This is a genomic window from Pseudoalteromonas sp. 20-92, assembly GCF_030847595.1.
Taxonomy (GTDB): Bacteria; Pseudomonadota; Gammaproteobacteria; order Enterobacterales; family Alteromonadaceae; genus Pseudoalteromonas; species Pseudoalteromonas fuliginea.
On record NZ_JANJGQ010000018.1, the window covers coordinates 49,375 to 70,681 of the forward strand.

Here is a 21,307-nt window from a genome sequence, read left to right on the forward strand (position 1 = left end):
CCAGCAGGATGCCAGTGTTATTTTAACAACCCCATGCAGCATGGTTGCTTATTGGTATTAATATATGAGACGTATATTCGTATGTCAGAAAATTTTGCGCAGTTATTTGAAGAAAGCTTAAAGGGTTTTGAAGCAGAGCAAGGCTCTATTGTTAAAGGTACAGTAATCTCTATCGAGAATAACATTGTACTTGTAGATGCTGGTCTTAAATCAGAAAGTGCTATCCCTGCAGAGCAGTTCAAAAATGCTGCTGGTGAACTTGAAGTTGCTGTTGGCGACGAAGTAGATGTTGCACTAGATGCAATTGAAGACGGTTTCGGTGAAACTATCCTTTCTCGTGAGAAAGCGAAGCGTCACGAAGCGTGGATCCGTCTTGAGAAAGCATGTGAAGAGCAAGAAACTGTTACCGGTGTTATCAACGGTAAAGTTAAAGGCGGTTTCACAGTTGAAGTTGATTCAATCCGTGCTTTCCTACCTGGTTCACTTGTTGATGTTCGTCCAGTACGTGACACAACTCACCTTGAAGGCAAAGAGCTTGAATTTAAAGTAATCAAGCTTGATCAAAAACGTAACAACGTTGTTGTTTCACGTCGTGCAGTTATCGAATCTGAAAACTCACAAGAACGTGAAGAGCTTCTTGCTAACCTTGTTGAAGGTCAAGAAGTTAAAGGTATCGTTAAGAACCTTACTGACTACGGTGCATTCGTTGACCTTGGTGGTGTTGATGGTCTACTACACATTACTGATATGGCTTGGAAGCGTGTTAAACACCCTTCAGAAATCGTTAATGTTGGCGACGAAATCGCAGTTAAAGTTCTAAAATTCGACAAAGATAAAACTCGTGTATCTCTAGGCCTTAAACAGCTTGGTGAAGATCCATGGGCAGCTATCGCTGGTCGTTACCCAGAAGGTTCTAAACTTTCTGGTCGTGTTACTAACCTTACAGATTACGGCTGTTTCGTGGAAATCGAAGAAGGCGTTGAAGGCTTAGTACACGTTTCTGAAATGGATTGGACTAACAAGAACATCCATCCTTCAAAAGTTGTAAGCCTTGGCGACACTGTTGAAGTTATGGTTTTAGAAATTGACGAAGAACGTCGTCGTATTTCTCTTGGTCTTAAGCAATGTATTGCTAATCCTTGGCAGGAATTTGCTCGTCTACAGAACAAAGGCGATCAAGTTACTGGTAAGATCAAATCAATCACTGACTTCGGTATCTTTATCGGCCTTGACGGTGGTATTGACGGTCTTGTACACCTTTCAGATATTTCTTGGAATACACCTGGCGAAGAAGCTGTACGTGAATTCAAGAAAGGCGACGAAATCACTGCTATCGTATTGCAAGTTGACCCAGAGCGTGAACGTATCTCTCTAGGTGTTAAGCAAATCGAAGCTGACCCATTCAATAACTACCTTGATGCAAACAAAAAAGGTGCTATTGTTAAAGGTAAAGTGACAGAAGTTGATGCGAAAGGCGCAACTGTTGAACTTATCGAAGGCGTTGAAGGTTACATCCGTGTAGCTGATATCGCTCAAGAACGCGTTGAAGATGCAACTACTGTTGTTTCTGTAGGCGACGAAATTGAAGTTAAATACGTTGGTGTTGATCGTAAGAACCGCACTTTAAGCTTATCTGTAAAAGCTCTTTTCGAAGCAGAAGAGAAAGAAGTACTAGAGAAGCTTAAGAAAGAAGAGCCAGTGTTTGAAAACGCAATGGCAGCTGCTTTCGCAAATGCACAAAAAGACTAATATATAATTAGTTTTAGTTGGAAGGGCATTTTTTGCCCTTCCTATATTTCTTTTTAAGGAAACGATATGACTAAGTCAGAATTGATAGAAACACTTGCGGAACAACACGCACACGTTCCAGTGAAAGATGTTGAGAATGCTGTAAAAGAAATTCTTGAACAAATGGCCGGCTCATTATCTACTTCAGATCGTATTGAGATCAGAGGTTTTGGTAGTTTCTCTTTGCATTTCCGTGCTCCTCGCACAGGTCGTAACCCTAAGACTGGCGATACAGTTGAGCTTGACGGAAAGCATGTACCTCATTTTAAACCGGGTAAAGAATTACGCGACCGCGTGAATGAAAGTATTGCCTAGTTAACTTAGTGGAGTAGTTACTTGTTTAAGGTCTTAAAAATTATTCTGGTTGCGCTATGCCTAATTAGCGCATTTGTATTGGGTTCTCAAAATCCACAATTAGTACAAATTAATTATATTATTGCCAGTAATACATTACCTTTAGCTGTAATAATAAGTATTTGCTTTTTACTGGGTGTTTTGATCGGTTTTTTTATTAGCTTTAAATTATTTTCACAATTGAAGTGGCAAAACTATCGGTTGAAAAAGTTATTAGTACCTGAAGAAGATAAAAAAAAGCTTGCTGCTAATAAAGACATTTAATTATGATTGAGCTTTTGTTTTTATTACTCCCTGTTGCAGCCGGTTACGGTTGGATTATGGGGAAAAACAGTGCTAAAAACCAAGCTCACTTACTTAATCGTCAGATTACCTCTGAATACAGTAAAGGCTTAAAGTTTTTACTCGATAGAGAAGAAGACCAGGGCTTAGAGCATTTAATTAACTTGCTTGAAGTTTCGGCTGATTCAGTCGAGCACTATTCTACACTTGCCACTATGTTTCGCCGTCGAGGTGAACTAGACCGCGCAATAAAAATCCATGAACTACTTTTAAAACACCCAAGCTTAAATGAACAACAAGCTGCAACAAGCCGTTTAGAACTTGCTGAAGACTATATTATGGCTGGTTTACTTGATGGTGCTGAAGAACATTTAGTCTGGCTAGTTAAAGCAGGGCATGTTGAAGCGCTCGAACCTATTATAACTTTGTATTCGCAAACTCGCGAATGGGAAAAAGGTATTAATATGTTTGAAGCCCATAGCGAGTTATTTTCTAAAGAACAGCAATTCAAAGCTATTGCTAATTTTTATTGCGAATCTGCTCTGAGTGATGATAATCCACAATTAATGAGAAAAGCAATTAGCTTAAATTATAAAGCAGTGCGTCCTCTGTACGAATTAGGTTTATTGGCTTATATAAAAGAAGACTACGTTAAAGCAATTTATTACTGGCGTGAACTTGTTACTCAATTTACTTTGTTTGCTCCGCTATTTATTGATCAGCTCGCACATAGTTATAAACAATTAAATTTAACGCATCAATTTCATGAGCTAGTAGGTGACTTGTTAGAAAAGGGCGGTGTATTAATAAAAATAAAACACTGCCAAGCTTTGCTAGAACAAGGGCATACAAAACAAGCTTTTGATTTTTTAACTGATAGTTTAAAACGTCAACCTACTATTCGTGGTTTTAGTTTTTTACTGCAATTGATGGGTGATCAAAACAAAAACACAAAAGAAGTACTGAATCAAATTGATAAATTGGTTACTTCTTACATAGCGACTAAACCTGACTTTCAATGTCAGCACTGTGGCTTTACTAGCTACACGATTTATTGGAATTGCCCTTCTTGTAAACATTGGGAAACTATTGTTCCAAGCAGAGGATTAGACGGATTTTAATAACCCCTTTAATAATACTGGATTTAAAGATGATCATTTTAGCAAATTAAACTGAGTGTTTACTTAGTTGAAATTTTTGTAAAACACAGTCTATATAAATTTCATTTATCAACACTTAAAATCACCTGCTGAAGATATCGCATTAGATCTATTTATAGTTACTTTATAGCCATACATTAGGATAGTTATGTCTTTTGAACACTCAAAAAAAATTCTTATAGCATTAGATTACGACGATCAACAAATAGCTCTAGACTTTGTTAAGCAACTTTCACCAGAGACATGTCGCCTTAAAGTTGGCAAAGAGATGTTTACTTATTTTGGTCCTACTTTTGTTAAAGAACTAATTGATTTAGGCTTTGATGTTTTCCTAGACTTAAAGTTTCATGACATTCCTAATACAGTTGCAAAGGCTGTGACTGCAGCTGCAAAAATGGGAGTATGGATGGTTAATGTACATGCATCTGGTGGCTTTGAAATGATGAATAAAGCTAAAATGGCCCTAGAAAAATTTGGTGATAAAGCACCTTTGCTAATTGCTGTGACTGTTTTAACAAGCATGGATGAAAAAGAGCTTGAGCGTTTAGGTATTGATAAGCCGGCGAAAGAGCAAGTTATCTATTTAGCTAAACTTGCTCAAGAGGCTGGACTTGACGGTGTTGTATGTTCAGCGCAAGAAGCTGAGGTACTTAAATCCGAGCTGGGGGAAAGCTTTAAACTTATCACTCCAGGTATTCGTCCAGAAGGGAGTGCAGCAGGCGATCAAAAGCGTATCATGACACCTAAGCAAGCCATTGATGCTGGTAGTGATTATTTAGTGATTGGACGGCCTATAACGCAATCTGAAAACCCTTTGAGAGTATTAACTGATATTAACAAGTCCATTGCTTAATTCAATAAAAAGTAGTTGTTAAGTGCTATGCCCTTACTTAATTGGTATATTATGCTACATTAATAGTATCAAAATTCAGTAGGGGATCTATTTTGAAGTCGTTTTTTGGTTTGTTTTTCATTATTATTGCGGGTTTTTTAGTTAACAAGTATGTTCTTTCAAGTAAAGCTTATGATGGCGTGACAAAGGTTACAGATATTATTTCTAGCTACCCTATTAACGTATATGATTTTAAAAAGACGATGGCTGATTATGCTTATCATTTATGTTATAAAAATGAAGGCGTCTTAAGTAACCATAATATTAGTATAAGTGAATGTGTTGATAATCACGATGAGCGAAAACAAGACTGTGACAAAAAGGTATTTCGTTTAGCACCACTTAATTTAGAAACTAAAGAAGATGCGCTTGATTATTCCAGGCAATATACGCAATGCACTTTACCTTATAAGTATATTTTAGGTTGATACACTTTCATTAATATTTTAGGTTTAATAAACGATAAAAACCTTATTTTCAAATCAACTAATCTAAAAAATCAAAGCGTTTAGTAAGTATACTAAACGCATTTTTGTTACTTCAAACGGATTGATTTTGCTTCAATATCTATTAACTCTTGTTTAAATAAGCCACCAATTGCTTTTTTATAATTAGCCTTACTGGTAGAAAACATCTTTTTTATTGCTTCAGGATCAGACTTATCACCAAGTGGAATAACACCGCCTTCGTTTTTAAGTTTTTGCATAATAGTTTCACCAAGGTCACTTACTTTTCCCATACCTGGCTTTTCTAGTACAACATCAATTTTTCCGTCGTCACGTACTTTTTGAATATATCCTTTAAGCTTTTGACCCACAAATAAGCTTTTAAATACCATATTGTAAAAAACAACACCGAAATGCGATTCTTCAATTAATACCTTGTAGCCAATATCTGTTTTGCCAGCAACAATTAAATCCACTTCTTGTAAGTGAGTATATTGTGGCTCATCTTTAGATAGGAAGCGATTAAAGTTGTTTGATGCACAAATACGTTGGCTTGCATTATCAAGGTACAGACGAACTAAATATGAGTGACCTTCCTGCATGCGTGGTTTTTGTTCGTTAAACGGGGTTAGTACATCTTTCTCAAGACCCCAATCTAAAAATGCACCAATACTATTAATTTCTTTAACGCGAAGCAGGGCATATTCACCTACTTGTGCGTGTGGCTTTTTAGTGGTAGCCGTTGCTAAGTTAGCGTTGTCTAAAAAGATAAATACACTAATGCTATCGCCCGCTTCAAGCTCATGTTTAATTTCTTGTTTTGGTAAAAATACTTCACCTAAATCATGGCCGTCTAAGTAAGCACCTTCGTTACTCACTTCTTTTACAAATAATGTTTGTGTGGTTCCTAGGTAACTCATAATTATTCCTGCTCAGGCTTTTTTTTACGGCGCATTGGTGTATCGCCATCAATGTTCATCGGTGCTTTAATTGGTGCTGTAGGCTTTTTAGGTTTAGCTTTGCGCTTAAATGCAGGCTTTTTAACAGCGGCGGCTTTTTCTTTAGATTTGTCCCACGCTGCCTCAGGTTTTTTCTCTTTTAAACCTTTAAACTTAGCTTTTAAGCTCTCTACGCTCGCAAATTTTAATTCGTCATTTAAAAATGCTTTAATAGCTAAATAACTTGCCCAATCTTTTGGGCCAACTAATGAGATTGCGTTACCTTTAAAGCCTGCTCGTCCTGTGCGACCTATGCGGTGTACATATTCTTCAGCGTGTTTTGGTAAATCAAAGTTAATAACATGCGTTACGCTTAGTAAATCTAAACCACGAGATGCAACGTCGGTGGTGATCAATATTTTAAAGTTTTCGCGACTAAACGAATCCATGATATCTAAACGTTTACTTTGCGTTAAATCACCAGCAAGCGCTACAGATTTGAAGCCTTTAGCATTAAGCGCTTCACTCAAACGGCTCGTGTCAGAACGCGTTGCTGTGAAGATAATACATTGGCCAACATCATCTTGGTTTAAAAAGTGCTCTAATAGCGCTTCTTTATGATCAAGGTGATCGGCAAGGTATAACGTTTGTTTAATATCGCTATGTTGCTCATTTGCTGCACTTAGCGTAATTTGCTTTGGTTTTTTTAATAGGTTGCGTGATAGAGCATCTACTTGTGCATGGTCAAGTGTTGCAGAAAACAATAACGTTTGACGTAAACGGTGATTAGCTTGCTCGTTAATCATTTTTAACTGCTCAGTAAAACCTAAATCTAAAATACGATCGGCTTCATCAAAAATAAGCAGTTCTAGTCCGCTCAATTGTAATGAGCGTTTTGTAATGTGATCAGCTAAACGCCCAGGTGTAGCAACTACGAATTGTGGGTCGTTTCTAAGTGCTTTTATTTGGTCATTAAAGTTTTCGCCGCCAAGTATTTTAACTGCCTTAATAGCTGTGCCAGCAATTAATAAACGCAGCTGAGTAAATACTTGCGTAGCAAGCTCACGCGTAGGAGCAACAATAAGTACACGAGGATCGCGTTTGCTGAGTGCTTTTTGTTTCATAACCCTTTGTACAGCAGGTAATAAAAACGCCAAGGTTTTGCCCGACCCAGTTTTAGACTGAGCGAAAATGTCATGCCCTGCAAGTGCGGTAGGCACTGCATGCGCTTGAATATCGGTGGGCTGGGTGATCCCTTGATGTGCTAGTTGTGTTTCAAGGCGTGTATCAATCCCAAGATCAGTAAACTGCAATGTGTGTTTCTCCAAAATGAGCAAATTAACTCTATAAATTTATCAGCGCATTATAGCTTACACAGCTAGGTCGCTAACAGTAAAAACCAATCTATAGCGCTATTTTTTGCAATTAAACTAAAAAAGCGTAAAATACGCGCCCCATATGCGCCGGATTTACGATTCGGTAAACGCCAATATTGGCTAACAAGGCAAAATAGGAAATATAATGACTGTTGTTCATAAAGATAATGTAACGGGCGATCACTTTGTAGTATGTGCGCTGTATAAGTTTGTAGGTTTACCTGAATTTGAAGCTATCCGTAAGCCATTACTAGAAGTGATGGAAGCAAATGAAGTACGCGGTACTTTATTGCTCGCTGCCGAAGGTATAAACGGCACTGTTTCTGCAAAACGTGAAGGGATAGACAACTTATTAGCATGGTTAGATGAGCAACCAAATTTAAAAAACATCGTTACAAAAGAATCTTACGACGATGAATGTCCGTTTTACCGCACTAAAGTAAAACTAAAAAAAGAAATTGTAACGATGGGCGTTGAAGGCGTAGATCCGCTTAAAGTTGTGGGTAGCTATGTAAAGCCAAATGAGTGGAACGCACTTATATCTGACCCTGAAGTAATTTTAATTGATACACGTAATGATTACGAAATTGAAATTGGTACATTTCAAAATGCGGTTGATCCAAATACTAAAACCTTTCGCGAATTTCCACAGTGGGCTAAAGAAAACTTAGACCCTGAAAAACACAAAAAAGTGGCGATGTTTTGTACCGGCGGTATCCGCTGCGAAAAATCGACAGCCTACATGAAAGAGCAAGGTTTTGATGAAGTTTATCACCTTGAAGGCGGTATTTTAAAATACCTAGAAGAAGTGCCAAAAGAAGAAACCATGTGGGAAGGCGAGTGTTTTGTATTTGATAATCGTGTTGCGGTTGATCACGACCTACAAAAAGGCTCTTATGATCAATGCCACGCGTGTCGTATGCCAATTACAGAAGACGAAAAGTTAAAGCCTGAATACATGGAAGGCGTCTCTTGTCATCATTGTATTGAAGAAGTAACGGACGAACAACGCACACGTTTTGCAGAGCGACAAAAGCAAATAGAACTAGCGCAAGCGCGCGGTGAGGGCCATATCGGTAATGAGGCACAAGCTGTTTTACAGCAACGTAAAGAAGCTAAAAAAGCCCAAAAAGACGCTCAGCGCGGTAAATAAATTTATACAATAAGTGTTACATTTAAAGAGTCTATTTAGGCTCTTTTTTTGTGCCCCAAATTGTCCAGTAATTGTTTTCACACCCCGATGATAGTGTTAGTCTGCAAAATAGATTTAGTCATTTTAATGCGCATACAGGAAGGGGTTTATGCAAGCCGAACAAGTTGAAATCGCACAATTTTTAGCACAACATCCTCCTTTTGATGACTTACCTCAAAAAGCGCTTAATGAGCTAGCTCAACAAGTAGAAGTGGCTTATTTCAGAGCTCAAACAGATATTTTGAGTTTTGGACAAGACATTTCTGATTTGTATGTAATTAGAAGTGGCTCTGTAGAAATGTATCGCCGAAATGGCGAGCTGTACAATCGTTTGGCTACCGCAGGTATATTTGGTCAAATGGGTTTATTGATGAACCGTAAGGTGCGTTTTCCTGCAACTGCTCTGGAAGATACGTTAGTGTATTGCATAAATATTGAGCTATTTAATCGTTACTGTGATGACTTTGATGCGTTTGCTGATTACTTCGAAACAGACGGTAACGTGCGTTTGCATCAAGCTATTGTCGAGCAAGCCGATGGTAATGACCTGACAACCGCGAAGGTAAAATCATTAATTCACAGAGATGTAGTCACCGTAGATGCAACTTCTACGATACAAGATATCGCTAAATTAATGACCGAAGAGGCGGTATCGTCAGTGTTGGTAACAGATGTAAATAAACCCATAAATGATGACCCAGAAGAAGATGATGGACAAGTAGTTGGTATAATAACTGATAGGGATTTACGCACTAAAGTAGTGGCTAAAGGGCTTGCCTTTAACACGCAAGCAAAAGATATTATGTCCACTAACTTAGTGCTTTTAGATGCTAATGACTATATTTTCGAAGCAGTACTTGCCATGCTTAGAGATAACTTACATCATTTGCCAGTCGTACAGAAAAGACGCCCAATAGGAGTTATCTCTCTCTCTGATATTTTGCGTTATGAATCTCAAAGCAGCTTACTGTTAGTGCGTGGCATACTGGCTCAACAAACAATAGAAGATTTGGCGCATTATGCACGCCAATTGCCCAATGTGTTTGTTCGTATGGTGAATGAAGATGCAAACTCACACATGGTTGGTACAGCCATGGCTGTTATAGGGCGTACATTTAAACAAAGACTACTTGTATTAGCAGAAGAAAAGTTTGGACCACCTCCTGTGCCTTATTGTTTTATTGCTCTGGGCTCAATGGCTCGAGACGAGCAACTTATTGTAACCGATCAAGACAACGCGCTTATTTTAGATGACAGTTACGACGACGAAAAACATAACGCGTATTTTCAAAATATTGCTGATTTTGTGTGTGATGGCTTAGCGCAGTGTGGTTACACCTACTGTGATGGAGAAATTATGGCGTCGTTTAAAAAATGGCGTAAAACTCGCTCACAGTGGTTCGATCAATTTGCAGATTGGATAGCGCAGCCAAAACCACAAGCGCTGCTTAATAGCGCTATATTTTTTGATTTAGACGGTGTGTGGGGTAAAACTAAGTGGGCCGACGAGCTTAAAATATTTATAGCAAAACAAAGTAAAGTAAATCGCGTGTTTTTAGCTAATATGGCAGCAAATGCTAGAAATAGAACACCTCCACTTGGCTTCTTTAAAGGCTTTGTTATGGAGCATAATGGCCAACATAAGCGTTCAATGAACTTAAAGCGAAGAGGGACTGCACCTCTTTCTGATGTTATTCGCGTGCACGCATTAGCCATTGGTTCACGCAAACAAAACTCGTTTGAGCGATTAGAAGATATTATTGACGCAAAACTTTTACCACAGGGCAAAGCGCAAGATTTACGTGATGCACTTGAGTACATTGCCATGATGCGAATTCGCCATCAAGCGTGGCAAATAGAGAAGGGCGAAGAGCCCGATAACGACTTAGACCCACATTTACTTTCTCCGTTCGAGCAACGAAACTTAAAAGAGGCATTCGCTATTTTAGAAAAAGCACAAAGCTATTTAAAATTTAGCTACACAGCAAACTCTGGTATGAAGTAGCCTATGAATCCGCGTAATCATAAAGCAATTAATTGGCAAGCTAGGTATAACGAGCTTGCAAATAGCACCAAAAATAAACTCTTAAAACACTTTTATGCGGGTGCTTATAATCAAGACAAAGCTGCAATAAAAGACGTACCTTTTGTAGCAATGGATTTTGAAACAACAGGCTTAAATAGCCAAAACGACGATATAGTGAGTGTTGGTTTAGTGCCGTTCAATTTAGAGCGCATTTATTGTAAGCACAGTCGGCATTGGGTTGTGCAGCCTAGGCGTAATCTTCATGAAGAGTCTATTTTAATACATGGAATAACGCACTCTGAGGTAAATGAGGCCCCTGACTTTAATCAAATTATAGAGCCTTTACTTGAAGCGCTCAGTGGTAAAGTTGTCGTGGTGCATTACGCTGCAATAGAGCGCCACTTTTTAAACAATGCTTTATTACTAAGACTTAAAGAAGGGATTGAGTTTGCACTGGTAGATACAATGGAAATAGAAAAAAGAGCACTAAAAGCAAGGCAAGGGTTATTAGGGCGGCTGTTTAACACAAAATTAGGTTCTCTTAGACTAACAGATTGCCGTGCGCGTTATTCTCTACCTGCATATCAAAATCATAATGCGCTAACGGATGCACTTGCTACAGCTGAGCTTTTACAAGCGCAACTGAGTCACCATTATCGTGTAGACACGCCCATTTCAGAGCTGTGGCTCTAGCTTTTAATGACCAAACAAAAAAACGCCGCAAAATTGCGGCGCTTTCGTTACTAGCTAAAAGTGTTACTTACTAAAAGTATTACTTAACTGGGCGAGGCTCAGTTCGTAAACCTAAAACTAAGCTTAAACACATAAACAACAATACAATAGTAAATGGCAACCCTGTAGAAACAGCGCCTGCTTGTAGTGCTTCAATTGCTTGTGTGCCACCAATCCAAAGTAAAGCAGCTGCAATTGCGCCCTCAACCGATGCCCAAAATATACGTTGTGGTACCGGTGCATCAATTTTACCGCCAGCTGTAATTGAATCAATTACTAATGAACCAGAGTCAGATGACGTAATGAAAAATACCAACACTAATAAAATTGCAATAAACGATAAAATATTAGATAAAGGTAACTCATCAAGCATTTGGAACATAGCTAAAGGTACTTCAGTTAAACCATTAGTGCCTAACGCACCAACACCATTAACTACTTGATCAATCGCAATACCGCCGTAAATAGACATCCATAAAACAGTAACTAGAGTAGGGATAAGTAAAACCGCAATTAAGAATTCACGAATTGTACGACCCCGTGATACACGCGCGATAAACATACCTACAAACGGTGACCAGGAAATCCACCAAGCCCAGTAAAACACAGTCCAACCATGCATCCACGTTTCGTCTTCACGGCCGTGAGGATTACTCAATGGAATAATATTTTCTACATAGCCCATTACGGTAGTTGGTACATTACCCATTGCTACAGCAAAGCCTACTAAACAAACAAACAATAATAATGAAAACGCAATTAGCATATTTACATTACTTAGCAGTTTCACACCACCGTCAATACCACGAACCACAGAGACAATGGCTAAAAGTGTTACACCTGCAATAACTAAAATTTGAGAGCCAATGCCACCTTCTGTGCCAAATACATGGTTAATACCTGCAGAAGCTTGCTGCGCACCTAAACCTAAAGACGTTGCAAGGCCAAATAACGTAGCAAGTACAGCTAAAATATCAATGATATGACCAGGCCAACCCCACGCTCTATCACCTAATATAGGGTAAAAAATAGAACGAATCGAAAGCGGTAAACCTTTGTTATAGGTAAAAAACGCAAGAGATAAACCAACAACAGCGTAAATAGCCCAAGGGTGAAGACCCCAATGAAACATAGTTGCGCCCATTGCTAATTTTGCAGCTTCTGGTGTGTTAGCGGCTACATTAAGCGGTGTTTCGTACCAACCAGTAAAGTAAGCAACTGGTTCAGCAACGCCCCAAAACATAAGGCCGATACCCATACCCGCAGCAAATAACATAGCAAGCCATGAAACGCGAGAGTGAGAAGGTTTAGCGTCATCACCACCAAGGCGAATATTACCGTAAGGAGAAACAATAAGTGCTAAACAAAAGAGTACAAAGAAGTTAGCAGCCCACATAAATAGGGCATCAAAATTATTAATAATATCGGTCTTGATACTATCAAGCGCTGTTTTTGCAGTTTGTGGGTCGGTAACAAGTATGGCGATTAAAAAGATGACAATCAGGCCCGCACTAGTTCCAAAAACAGGGTTGTGTATATCAAAACCCCACTTTTGTACGTTGTCCTGACCTACGGTGTAATCCGTGTTGTCAATACTATATTTGTCATGATTTTCCTTCATGCAATACCTCTTTAGTTGTCCTAACAAGCCAAAATAAATTCGGCGTCATATCGAATTACATTAGCCTTTAAATATTAAGTAAAAAGTAATACTGTAATTATTTGAAGACTAACTAATTTGAAGTGTGATCATACAACTAGTAGTGTATGAGTTAAATATTAAATGTAAATGTATTTGTATTTAAAACGCTGTTTACATGGCCAAATTCATAATTGTTTTATTTAAAGGCCCTAAAATTAAAAATTCAGTGAACGTTAAAATTTAGTTTGCTATTAAAAGTATTAATTTACTTGATTAAGTAAAAAGAGATCATTTTTAAGTAGCTTAATTAATGCTTAAATATTAGGGCTTGTTAGTCTTTTAGGATTGAAATTTATTAAATCTAGGCGCAATTTAATCGCTCCTAGATTTATAGCTTAGCAGTTCGGTAACAGCTTATGCGTTATTTCTCATGCTTGCATGCACGTAAAAATAATCAAAAGCCGGCTAGCAAGGAGCAAATTTTTCTTCAAGGCTATTATAAATTTATAAGCCGATAAGCATCTTTAATCAAGTTGTAATATGAATATGATTTAACACAACATTAGGGTATGTTGAATTTGCAGTAGTGTGTTTGGTTTTTAGGCAAGGCAGAGGCTATGTAGTGTGGTCATTCCCCATAAATAGGCGATAACGCAGCATAAATACCAAACATACACTGCCCTTTGGGTTCTTTCTAGGGACGATTAACTCTTTGTTACTCGGTTTTTACTTAGCCCACTAGGTTACAAACCTCGTGCCGCGATTTAATCGCCCCTAGATTGAACAAATTTCAATCCAAAAAGCTCAGCATGCCCTAAGCTATATTTTATAAATAGATAGGCAAAGGATTATTACTATTATGCGTGAAAGCGTTACAAACGATACCAATCAAAACGAACTTGTTAAACGCTTTTGCAGCGTTAGAGGCGAAAGCCTAGCCATTATTGAACCACTGACTGTAGAAGATTGCCAATTACAAGCTATGGCAGATGCTAGTCCCACTAAATGGCATTTAGCGCATACCACGTGGTTTTTTGAAACGTTTTTACTTAGTGTTCATTGTAAACAGTACGCAGTGTTTAACCCTCACTATAAAATGCTTTTTAATTCTTACTACAATGGGATTGGAGAGCAATTTAAACGGGCAAACAGAGGAAGCTTATCTAGGCCAGGTTTAGACGAAGTGCTAGCTTACAGAGAACATGTAGATAGCCGCGTGATTGAATTACTTAAGACTGACGTTAACCCGCACATTAAAGATATTATTCAACTTGGGTTACACCACGAGCAACAGCATCAAGAGCTAATGCTTATGGATATTAAATATAACTTTTCAGTAAATCCATTGTTTCCTCAATATAAAACATCGCTTTTAAATAGCCAAAAAAAATCAGCTGATATTAAACCCCTTAATTTTATCAATTTTGAACAAGCCATTATTAATATTGGCACAAATGCCGACGATGAATTTGCATATGATAACGAGTGCCCCAAACACCAAGTACTAATTCATCCATTCAGTTTTGCTAATAGATTGGTCACTAATGGTGAATATTTAGACTTAATAAATGCCGGTGGATATAGCAATCCACAATATTGGTTAAGCGACGGTTGGGCGCATATTCAAAACACTCGTTTAACGCATCCATTATATTGGCATTGCATAAATAACGAATGGTTTGAGTTTACACATTACGGATTGCAGCCTTTAAATTTAAGTGCCCCCATCAGCCATGTTAGTTATTTTGAGGCCAGCGCCTATGCTAATTTTGTAAAGGCTCGCTTGCCTACAGAGTTCGAATGGGAATATGCAGCTAAAAATACATCTTTAACAGACACTAATAATAACTACCTAATACCACAACAAGCAAAAGATGATACCGAAATAAACCAGTTAGCGGATTCATGTTGGCAATGGACAAACAGTGCATATTTACCATACCCCGGTTTTAAACCTATTGAAGGAGTAGCAGGGGAATACAATGGTAAATTTATGAATAACCAAATGGTGTTACGTGGTGGGTGTGTGTTTACCCCTCAAAACCATTTACGACAAACATACCGAAATTTTTATTACCCACATCAAGCGTGGATGTGCAGCGGGATAAGACTAGCTAAGGATATAGTATGAGCCAAGTAACAGCGATTAAAAAAAGTAACATAACCGACACTGAATTTTTAAACGACGTGATAAGCGGATTAACTCAACAACAAAAAACGCTGCCGTGTAAGTATTTTTACGATGATAAAGGTGCTGCATTATTCGAGCAAATAACATCCTTACAAGAGTATTATGTTACACGTATTGAGCTGTCTATTTTAGAGCAATACTCGCAGTCGATTGCTCAAATGCTACCTGAAAACCTCTCTATTATTGAGCCCGGGTGTGGTTCGGGTAAAAAGGTTGCGTATTTATTAGCGCATATGGCAAACGTAAAAACCTTCGTACCGTTTGAAATTTCTGAGGAGATGCTCAGTTATTCACTTGCACATTTGTCGCCATTATTTCCAGATTTGGCAATTTCGCCATTACTAGGAGACTTTACACATAATCAAATGGTTAAACAGCTAACCAAAGACACCGCTTTAGATAGTCAAACCAATTTGGTGTACTTTCCGGGCTCGACTCTTGGCAATTTTTCTCCAGTTAAAGCCATCGAGATTATGAATAATTTCCATCGCTTATGCGGTGTAAACGGTTATGTATTAATTGGGGTTGATTTAGTTAAAGAGCGCCAAGTGTTACTTGATGCATATAACGATAAAGCGGGAGTTACCGCCGCATTTAATAAAAATTTACTACAACGTATTAATAACGAGCTAAACGGCACATTTAATATAGATAACTTTAGCCACGAGTCACGCTTTAACGAGCAACATAGCCGTATTGAAATGCATTTAGTAAGTAATTGCACTCAAAGCGTGATTATAAATGATCAGCAAATAGACTTTATAGAAGGTGAAAGTATCCATACAGAAAACTCTCACAAGTACACGCTCGAGTCGTTTAAGCAGCTAGCAGCGCAAGCTAATTTAAAGTTAGAGCAAACATGGCAAGACGATAGTAACTATTTTGCATTGTGCTTATTAAGGCCGCTTTAAACGTTTACTTAATATGTTTAGGGCGTGTTGATCTTTGATAGTTGAATTTGCAGCAATATGTTTGCTTTTTTGGCAAGGCAGAGCCTATGAAGTGTGGCTATTCCACATAAATAGGCGATAACGCAGCATAAATGCCAAACATGTGCTGCCCTTCGGGTTCTGCCTAGGGGCGATAAACGCTTTGTTGCTCGATTTTTACTTAGCCCACTAGGTTACAAACCTCGCGCCGCGATTTAATCGCCCCTAGATTGAACAAATTTCAATTCGCAAAGGTCAACACACCCTAGTAAATGACAACTTTAGCATTGTTAAACTCATAATTTAGCAATGCGCCATTATTTGATTGCTGTATAAGCTTAACTTTATTTAAACCATGTAGTCTAAATAGCAGGGGGGCAATAACAGTTATTGCTGAGCCCGTTGCACTGTCCTCATTTACTCCAAACTGGGGTGCAAAGTATCTAAAATGCGCTATGGCATTTTTCTTGTCTTTATTTTTTATACTAAGGGCAATTACTGCATTCTTGTGGAGTTTACTCAAAGCTTTAAAATCAACGTGTAAGCTTTTTAAATCGTCTTTTTCAACGTCTTCATTAAATTCTTTATTAAATAATACAACCGTATAACCGTTTTTATCGCCGGTACTGTAGGCTGCTTTTATTGCTGATGAAAACACACTTTTTAACTCACCTGCAGCTAATTCGCTTTTTTTAGGCTCTATGCTTTTTAGTAATAACTGGGCGCGTTGTTTTTTTACTCTTATAGTAAAACGCTCATGACTCATTGATGTAAGTACTTCTGGGCAATAACCAAAATGCTTTATTAAAAAATTAGCGGCCGCTAAAGTGCCATGTCCACAGCGTTTAATTTCACTTGTTTGGTTAAACCAGCGAATATTACAATGGCGTTTAGTTATCTCATTTTGATTTAAAAATACGGTAGCAGGGTGGTTTGATTGTGATGCAATATATTGCATTGTTTTTGATGTTAACCCATTTTTATAAATAACAATTAAAGCACTAGAGCCTTTTAAGTTATTTGCAGGGCTATAAAAAACAGATTCGGTGGAAGTGAGTTTTATAAAGCGAAGCGCAAGCCATTTGGGCTTACGCTTCGTTAAACAAAGAGTGTTAACCTTTGCTTGCATACGCGTCGTTATGAACGCCCGCAGCACGACCTGATGGATCTGCATTGTTTTGGAACGATGCGTCCCATGCAAGTGCTTCAGGAGTCGAACACGCTACCGATTTACCATGTGGTACACATTTAGCTGATGCATCACCCGGAAAGTGCGATTCAAAAATAGTACGGTAGTAGTAAGCTTCTTTTGAATCTGGTGTATTAATAGGGTATTTAAATTTTGCATTTGCAAGCTCTTGATCGCTTACTTGCTCGTTTACAAACTCTTTTAACGTATCAATCCAGCTGTAACCAACACCGTCTGAAAATTGCTCTTTTTGGCGCCATAAAACTTCATCAGGCAAGTAGCCATCAAAGCCTTCACGTAAAATGTGTTTTTCAATTTTGCCATCTTTACACATTTTAGCTTCAGGGTTGATACGCATAGCAACATCAACAAATTCTTTATCAAGGAACGGTACACGTGCTTCTACGCCCCATGCTGCCATTGATTTATTAGCACGTAAACAGTCAAACATATGCAGTTTTGATACTTTACGGTTTAGCTCTTCATGAAACTCTTGTGCGTTAGGGGCTTTATGGAAGTATAAGTAACCACCAAATAGCTCATCAGCACCTTCGCCAGATAACACCATTTTAATGCCCATCGCTTTAATTTGGCGAGCCATTAGGTACATAGGTGTAGAGGCACGAATTGTTGTTACGTCGTAGGTTTCTATGTGGTAAATCACTTCACGTAATGCATCAATACCTTCTTGAATGGTAAAAATGATAGGGTGGTGAATAGTACCAATCATGTCAGCTACTTTTTGGGCCGCGGCTAAATCAGGTGAACCCTCAAGGCCTACTGAAAAAGAATGCAACTTAGGCCACCATGCATCGCTTTCGTCGTTATCTTCAATACGTTTTGCAGCAAAACGCTGGGTGATAGCAGAGATAACTGATGAGTCTAAACCACCAGAAAGTAATACACCGTAAGGCACGTCACACATTAGCTGGCGTTTAACGGCCGCTTCTAATGCATCTTTAACGTCTTGTGCTTGTGCGCTGTTATCTTTAACTGCATCAAACGTTTCCCAATCACGCTTGTAATAAGGCGTCATTTTACCATCTTTGCTGTACAGGTAATGCCCTGGTGGAAATTCTTCAATATGCTTACAAATTGGAGAAAGTGCTTTTAGCTCAGAAGCAACGTAAAAGTTACCGTGCTCGTCGTGACCAGTGTAAAGCGGGATAATACCAATATGGTCACGGCCAATTAAGTAGGCGTCATTTTCTTCGTCGTATAAACAAAATGCAAAAATGCCATTTAGGTCATCTAAAAAGTCAGGCCCTTTTTGTTTGTACAGCGCTAAAATAACTTCACAGTCTGATTGAGTTTGAAAAGTAAAATCAACATCTAGCTCTGCTGCAAGTTCTTTATGATTATAAATCTCGCCGTTAACCGCTAAAATATTTGTTTTTTCAGGATTGTATAAAGGCTGTGCACCGCTTGATACACCAACAATAGCTAAACGCTCATGCACTAAAATAGCTTTTTCAGATGCGTATACACCAGACCAATCTGGGCCTCGGTGTCTAAGCAGCTTTGACATTTCAATTGCTTGGGTACGCAATTGAGTGGGATCAGATTTTATGTCTAATACCCCAAAAATTGAACACATAGTAACTCCTCATTCCTATTATGTGTGTAGCAAAGCCAATTTGCTGTGCTGCGAAACCTTGTTTTATCAGAAAAAATTACTCAAGTCACATAGCTTTTACAATTAATTAAGAATAATTTATGCACCAAGTTATATTTAACTGCACCAAAGTGGTTAATGTGTGGTGCCTGCTGCTATTTTTACGTCACTATTATTGTTCAAAGCTTGCGCAATCATCACTTTCAGCGCGTTAATAACGGTTTCCTCACTCATGCTTGGTGCGCCATTGTGGTGCACAGCTTGGCTTGGTAAATAAGGAATATGCACAAAGCCACCTTTCATTACAGCGCAGTGATCATTTATGTAATGCATAAGACCATACATAACGTGATTACACACATACGTGCCTGCCGTATTCGAAATGGCAGCTGGTATATTACTGTTGTGCAATGCTTGTAACATGCGCTTTATTGGTAAGTTTGTGAAATAGGCATCAGGGCCATTTTTTTCTATTGGTGTATCGACAGGTTGATTACCTGTATTGTCTTTAATACGTGCATCGTCAACGTTTATTGCTATTCGCTCTATTGATATTTCACTGCGCCCACCAGCTTGACCTATACATAAAACAACCGCCGGATTGTGCGACTCAATGGCGTTTATAAGCTGACTGATAGACGAATTAAACTCACAGGCAAGTTCTAGTGTACATATTTTGTGTTTCATGATGATAGTTTCATCAAGTTTTTGCACTGCTTGCCAAGAAGGGTTTATAGCTTCGCCACCAAAAGGCGCAAAGCCGGTTATTAATACACACGCCATTGAAGAAGTTGATTTAGTCATTAAACACCAAGCTATACATTAAAATAATATTAACGGCGAGTAAGGTAACTGCCGTCGGAATTTGAACCTTTATTACATGGTACTTATCTTTTAAGTCTAAAAGAGCGGCAGGAATAATATTAAAATTGGCTGCCATCGGCGTCATTAACGTACCGCAATAGCCGCTATACATACCTAGCGCCACTAAAGGTGCAGGGCTTGCGCCATGACCTTCAATTAAAAATGGCATCGCAATACCAGCAGTCATCACCGGAAATGCAGCAAACGCGTTACCCATAATCATGGTAAAAAATGCCATACCTACACAATACAAAACAACCAGCATAAAACGGTTATCAGGGGCTATAAATAAAGTAACTAATTCTTTAATAGAGTCGCCTGTTTGCGCCACAATAAATACCCCACCAAGCATGGCTAGCATTTGCGGTAAAATGGCTGCCCAACCAATAGAATCTACTAAACGGCGTGATTCGCTTACGGCTTGAACAGGGCTACCACCAGTGATTTTCCAGCCAACAAGTAATGCAAAAATACAAGCAATGGTTAAAGATGCAAGTGTTAAATGGCGTTGATCAAGTAAGTAAACATTGTTTATAGCTACATTATCAAATAGTACAGTAAAGACTACGGTAACAATTGGGATCATTAAAGCGGGAATAAATAACTTATTGCCTAGAGTTTTAGCGCTTTGGTTTTGATCCTGCTCGCTAGGAATAGAGTAACTTCCCATGGAAACTAAATTTAAGCCGGCTAATAAAGCAATGAGTAATACGCTAATACCCACCATTAAATACGTTGTTTGTGCACCAAGAGTTGCAATAGCAAAATCACCAAGTAAAAAGCTACTGCCAAATAAAAACCAAAATAGGGCGGTTGTAAGCCTTTTTGGATGATTTTTGTCTTGCAGGGTACGTACTACTAAAAACATTACCATGATGCCAATAAGCAGGTATATGTTTTCAATGGTCACGAGTGCAGTGCTTGTATGCGATACATCGGCATCAATTACTTTACTCATAGTATTGGCTCCGGTGCATTGTACTTTTGAACCGCTTTTGCAATTTTACTTTCGAGTCGAGCTAGTCTAAATAAGTGGATAACCAAGGCGCATAGCGCGGTAGGGATTGCCCATAAACCAATATGCAGCGGTTCAATACCGGTTATGCCGTTTTCTTTTAAAAATGCATCCATAAGTAAAACAGCACCAAAGGCTATAAATATGTCTTCCCCAAAAAATACCGCAATATTATCAACTGCCGCCGCATGCGCGCTGATCATATCTTTTACGGGTTTAGGCAATTCGCCATATTTATTTGTAGCAGCTCCTAATGCCATAGGAGCAAGCAAAGGGCGTACCGTTTGTGCTTGCCCACCGAGTGAGAGTAAACCAAGTGCAGCCGAGCATTCTCTAACAATAAAATAAAGAGCGAGTATACGCGCGCTGGTGGCTGTTTTAATTTGTGAAATCCAATCGCGGGCACGTTGTTGTAATCCATAACGTTCAAGCAGTGCAATAACAGGTAAAATTAAAATGAAGCTCGCTAATTGGCGCGAGTTCATAAACTTTTCGCCAAACGTTTGCAGCAAGCTGATAAAATCAAGATTGACTGCCCAGCCGGTCGCAAGTCCTGCAAAGGTAACCACTAGTAAAGGGTTAAAGCGCAGTGCAAAACCGATTACTACAACAGGAATGCCAATAAGCGGCCAATAATTTAAATCGAACATAGTTTTCCTATTTATTTTTAGAATGT

19 protein-coding genes are annotated in these 21,307 nt (G+C 38.6%); 11 read left to right on the top strand and 8 right to left on the bottom strand.

The window, feature by feature from the left end; all coding sequences use genetic code 11:
• Nucleotides 1-81: 81 nt before the first annotated feature.
• From rpsA to NRL14_RS14680, 6 genes are all read left to right on the top strand, one after another.
• Entirely contained in the window at nt 82-1,749 is a 1,668-nt protein-coding gene (gene rpsA, locus NRL14_RS14655) for a 30S ribosomal protein S1 (protein WP_002961176.1), read from the top strand.
• 66 nt (nt 1,750-1,815) lie between these two features.
• Nucleotides 1,816-2,103 (top strand): integration host factor subunit beta, encoded by a 288-nt coding sequence (gene ihfB, locus NRL14_RS14660; protein WP_007376597.1) that lies wholly within the window; start codon nt 1,816-1,818, stop codon nt 2,101-2,103.
• Nucleotides 2,104-2,124: 21 nt separating this feature from the next.
• Nucleotides 2,125-2,406 (top strand): lipopolysaccharide assembly protein LapA domain-containing protein, encoded by a 282-nt coding sequence (locus tag NRL14_RS14665; RefSeq protein WP_007376596.1) that lies wholly within the window; start codon nt 2,125-2,127, stop codon nt 2,404-2,406.
• Nucleotides 2,407-2,408: 2 nt separating this feature from the next.
• Nucleotides 2,409-3,545 (top strand): lipopolysaccharide assembly protein LapB, encoded by a 1,137-nt coding sequence (lapB, locus tag NRL14_RS14670; RefSeq protein ID WP_007376595.1) that lies wholly within the window; start codon nt 2,409-2,411, stop codon nt 3,543-3,545.
• Nucleotides 3,546-3,732: 187 nt separating this feature from the next.
• The gene (gene pyrF, locus NRL14_RS14675; protein ID WP_008139217.1) at nt 3,733-4,437 is read left to right on the top strand and encodes an orotidine-5'-phosphate decarboxylase; all 705 of its coding nucleotides are present in this window, start codon (nt 3,733-3,735) and stop codon (nt 4,435-4,437) included.
• Between the two features lie 92 nt (nt 4,438-4,529).
• Nucleotides 4,530-4,904 carry a hypothetical protein gene (locus NRL14_RS14680; protein ID WP_008139224.1) on the top strand — a complete coding sequence of 125 codons (375 nt, stop codon included), beginning with the start codon at nt 4,530-4,532 and terminating at the stop codon, nt 4,902-4,904.
• A gap of 107 nt (nt 4,905-5,011) precedes the next feature.
• On the opposite strand, the gene NRL14_RS14685 is transcribed toward NRL14_RS14680, so the two are convergent.
• Both NRL14_RS14685 and NRL14_RS14690 read right to left on the bottom strand, forming a co-directional pair.
• Nucleotides 5,012-5,842 (bottom strand): S1 RNA-binding domain-containing protein, encoded by an 831-nt coding sequence (locus NRL14_RS14685; RefSeq protein ID WP_149605575.1) that lies wholly within the window; start codon nt 5,840-5,842, stop codon nt 5,012-5,014.
• A 2-nt stretch (nt 5,843-5,844) separates the two neighbouring features.
• Complete coding sequence (locus NRL14_RS14690) at nt 5,845-7,173, bottom strand: DEAD/DEAH box helicase (protein ID WP_008139225.1); 1,329 nt, start codon at nt 7,171-7,173, stop codon at nt 5,845-5,847.
• A 208-nt stretch (nt 7,174-7,381) separates the two neighbouring features.
• On the opposite strand from NRL14_RS14690, the gene NRL14_RS14695 reads away from it, so the two are divergent.
• From NRL14_RS14695 to NRL14_RS14705, 3 genes are all read left to right on the top strand, one after another.
• Nucleotides 7,382-8,389 (top strand): rhodanese-related sulfurtransferase, encoded by a 1,008-nt coding sequence (locus tag NRL14_RS14695; RefSeq protein WP_007583069.1) that lies wholly within the window; start codon nt 7,382-7,384, stop codon nt 8,387-8,389.
• A 148-nt stretch (nt 8,390-8,537) separates the two neighbouring features.
• Nucleotides 8,538-10,433 carry a DUF294 nucleotidyltransferase-like domain-containing protein gene (locus tag NRL14_RS14700; protein ID WP_306724998.1) on the top strand — a complete coding sequence of 632 codons (1,896 nt, stop codon included), beginning with the start codon at nt 8,538-8,540 and terminating at the stop codon, nt 10,431-10,433.
• Nucleotides 10,434-10,436: 3 nt separating this feature from the next.
• Nucleotides 10,437-11,147, top strand: coding sequence for a 3'-5' exonuclease (locus tag NRL14_RS14705; protein ID WP_007376590.1), 711 nt, complete (start codon nt 10,437-10,439; stop codon nt 11,145-11,147).
• Nucleotides 11,148-11,226: 79 nt separating this feature from the next.
• Here NRL14_RS14705 and NRL14_RS14710 read toward each other — a convergent pair whose 3' ends face one another.
• The gene (locus tag NRL14_RS14710; RefSeq protein ID WP_007376589.1) at nt 11,227-12,807 is read right to left on the bottom strand and encodes a BCCT family transporter; all 1,581 of its coding nucleotides are present in this window, start codon (nt 12,805-12,807) and stop codon (nt 11,227-11,229) included.
• 880 nt (nt 12,808-13,687) lie between these two features.
• On the opposite strand from NRL14_RS14710, the gene egtB reads away from it, so the two are divergent.
• Together egtB and egtD are read left to right on the top strand one after the other, a co-directional pair.
• Nucleotides 13,688-14,959: an ergothioneine biosynthesis protein EgtB gene (gene egtB, locus NRL14_RS14715; protein WP_306724999.1), complete on the top strand. Its 1,272-nt coding sequence runs from the start codon at nt 13,688-13,690 to the stop codon at nt 14,957-14,959.
• A complete protein-coding gene (gene egtD, locus NRL14_RS14720; RefSeq protein WP_033031654.1) occupies nt 14,956-15,930 on the top strand; it encodes an L-histidine N(alpha)-methyltransferase in 975 nt (324 codons plus the stop codon). The genes egtB and egtD overlap by 4 nt, the downstream gene beginning before the upstream one ends.
• Nucleotides 15,931-16,213: 283 nt before the next feature.
• On the opposite strand, the gene NRL14_RS14725 is transcribed toward egtD, so the two are convergent.
• From NRL14_RS14725 to NRL14_RS14745, 5 genes are all read right to left on the bottom strand, one after another.
• Nucleotides 16,214-17,077, bottom strand: coding sequence for a PhzF family phenazine biosynthesis protein (locus tag NRL14_RS14725; protein ID WP_306725000.1), 864 nt, complete (start codon nt 17,075-17,077; stop codon nt 16,214-16,216).
• Nucleotides 17,061-18,734, bottom strand: coding sequence for an asparagine synthase B (asnB, locus tag NRL14_RS14730; protein WP_033032304.1), 1,674 nt, complete (start codon nt 18,732-18,734; stop codon nt 17,061-17,063). The genes NRL14_RS14725 and asnB overlap by 17 nt, the downstream gene beginning before the upstream one ends.
• Nucleotides 18,735-18,887: 153 nt before the next feature.
• Nucleotides 18,888-19,556 (bottom strand): pyroglutamyl-peptidase I, encoded by a 669-nt coding sequence (gene pcp, locus NRL14_RS14735; RefSeq protein WP_306725001.1) that lies wholly within the window; start codon nt 19,554-19,556, stop codon nt 18,888-18,890.
• A complete protein-coding gene (locus NRL14_RS14740; protein WP_149614884.1) occupies nt 19,549-20,574 on the bottom strand; it encodes a DUF979 domain-containing protein in 1,026 nt (341 codons plus the stop codon). Before NRL14_RS14740 ends, pcp begins: the two co-directional genes overlap by 8 nt.
• The gene (locus NRL14_RS14745) at nt 20,571-21,281 is read right to left on the bottom strand and encodes a DUF969 domain-containing protein (RefSeq protein ID WP_007376582.1); all 711 of its coding nucleotides are present in this window, start codon (nt 21,279-21,281) and stop codon (nt 20,571-20,573) included. The genes NRL14_RS14740 and NRL14_RS14745 overlap by 4 nt, the downstream gene beginning before the upstream one ends.
• Between the last annotated feature and the right edge of the window lie 26 nt (nt 21,282-21,307).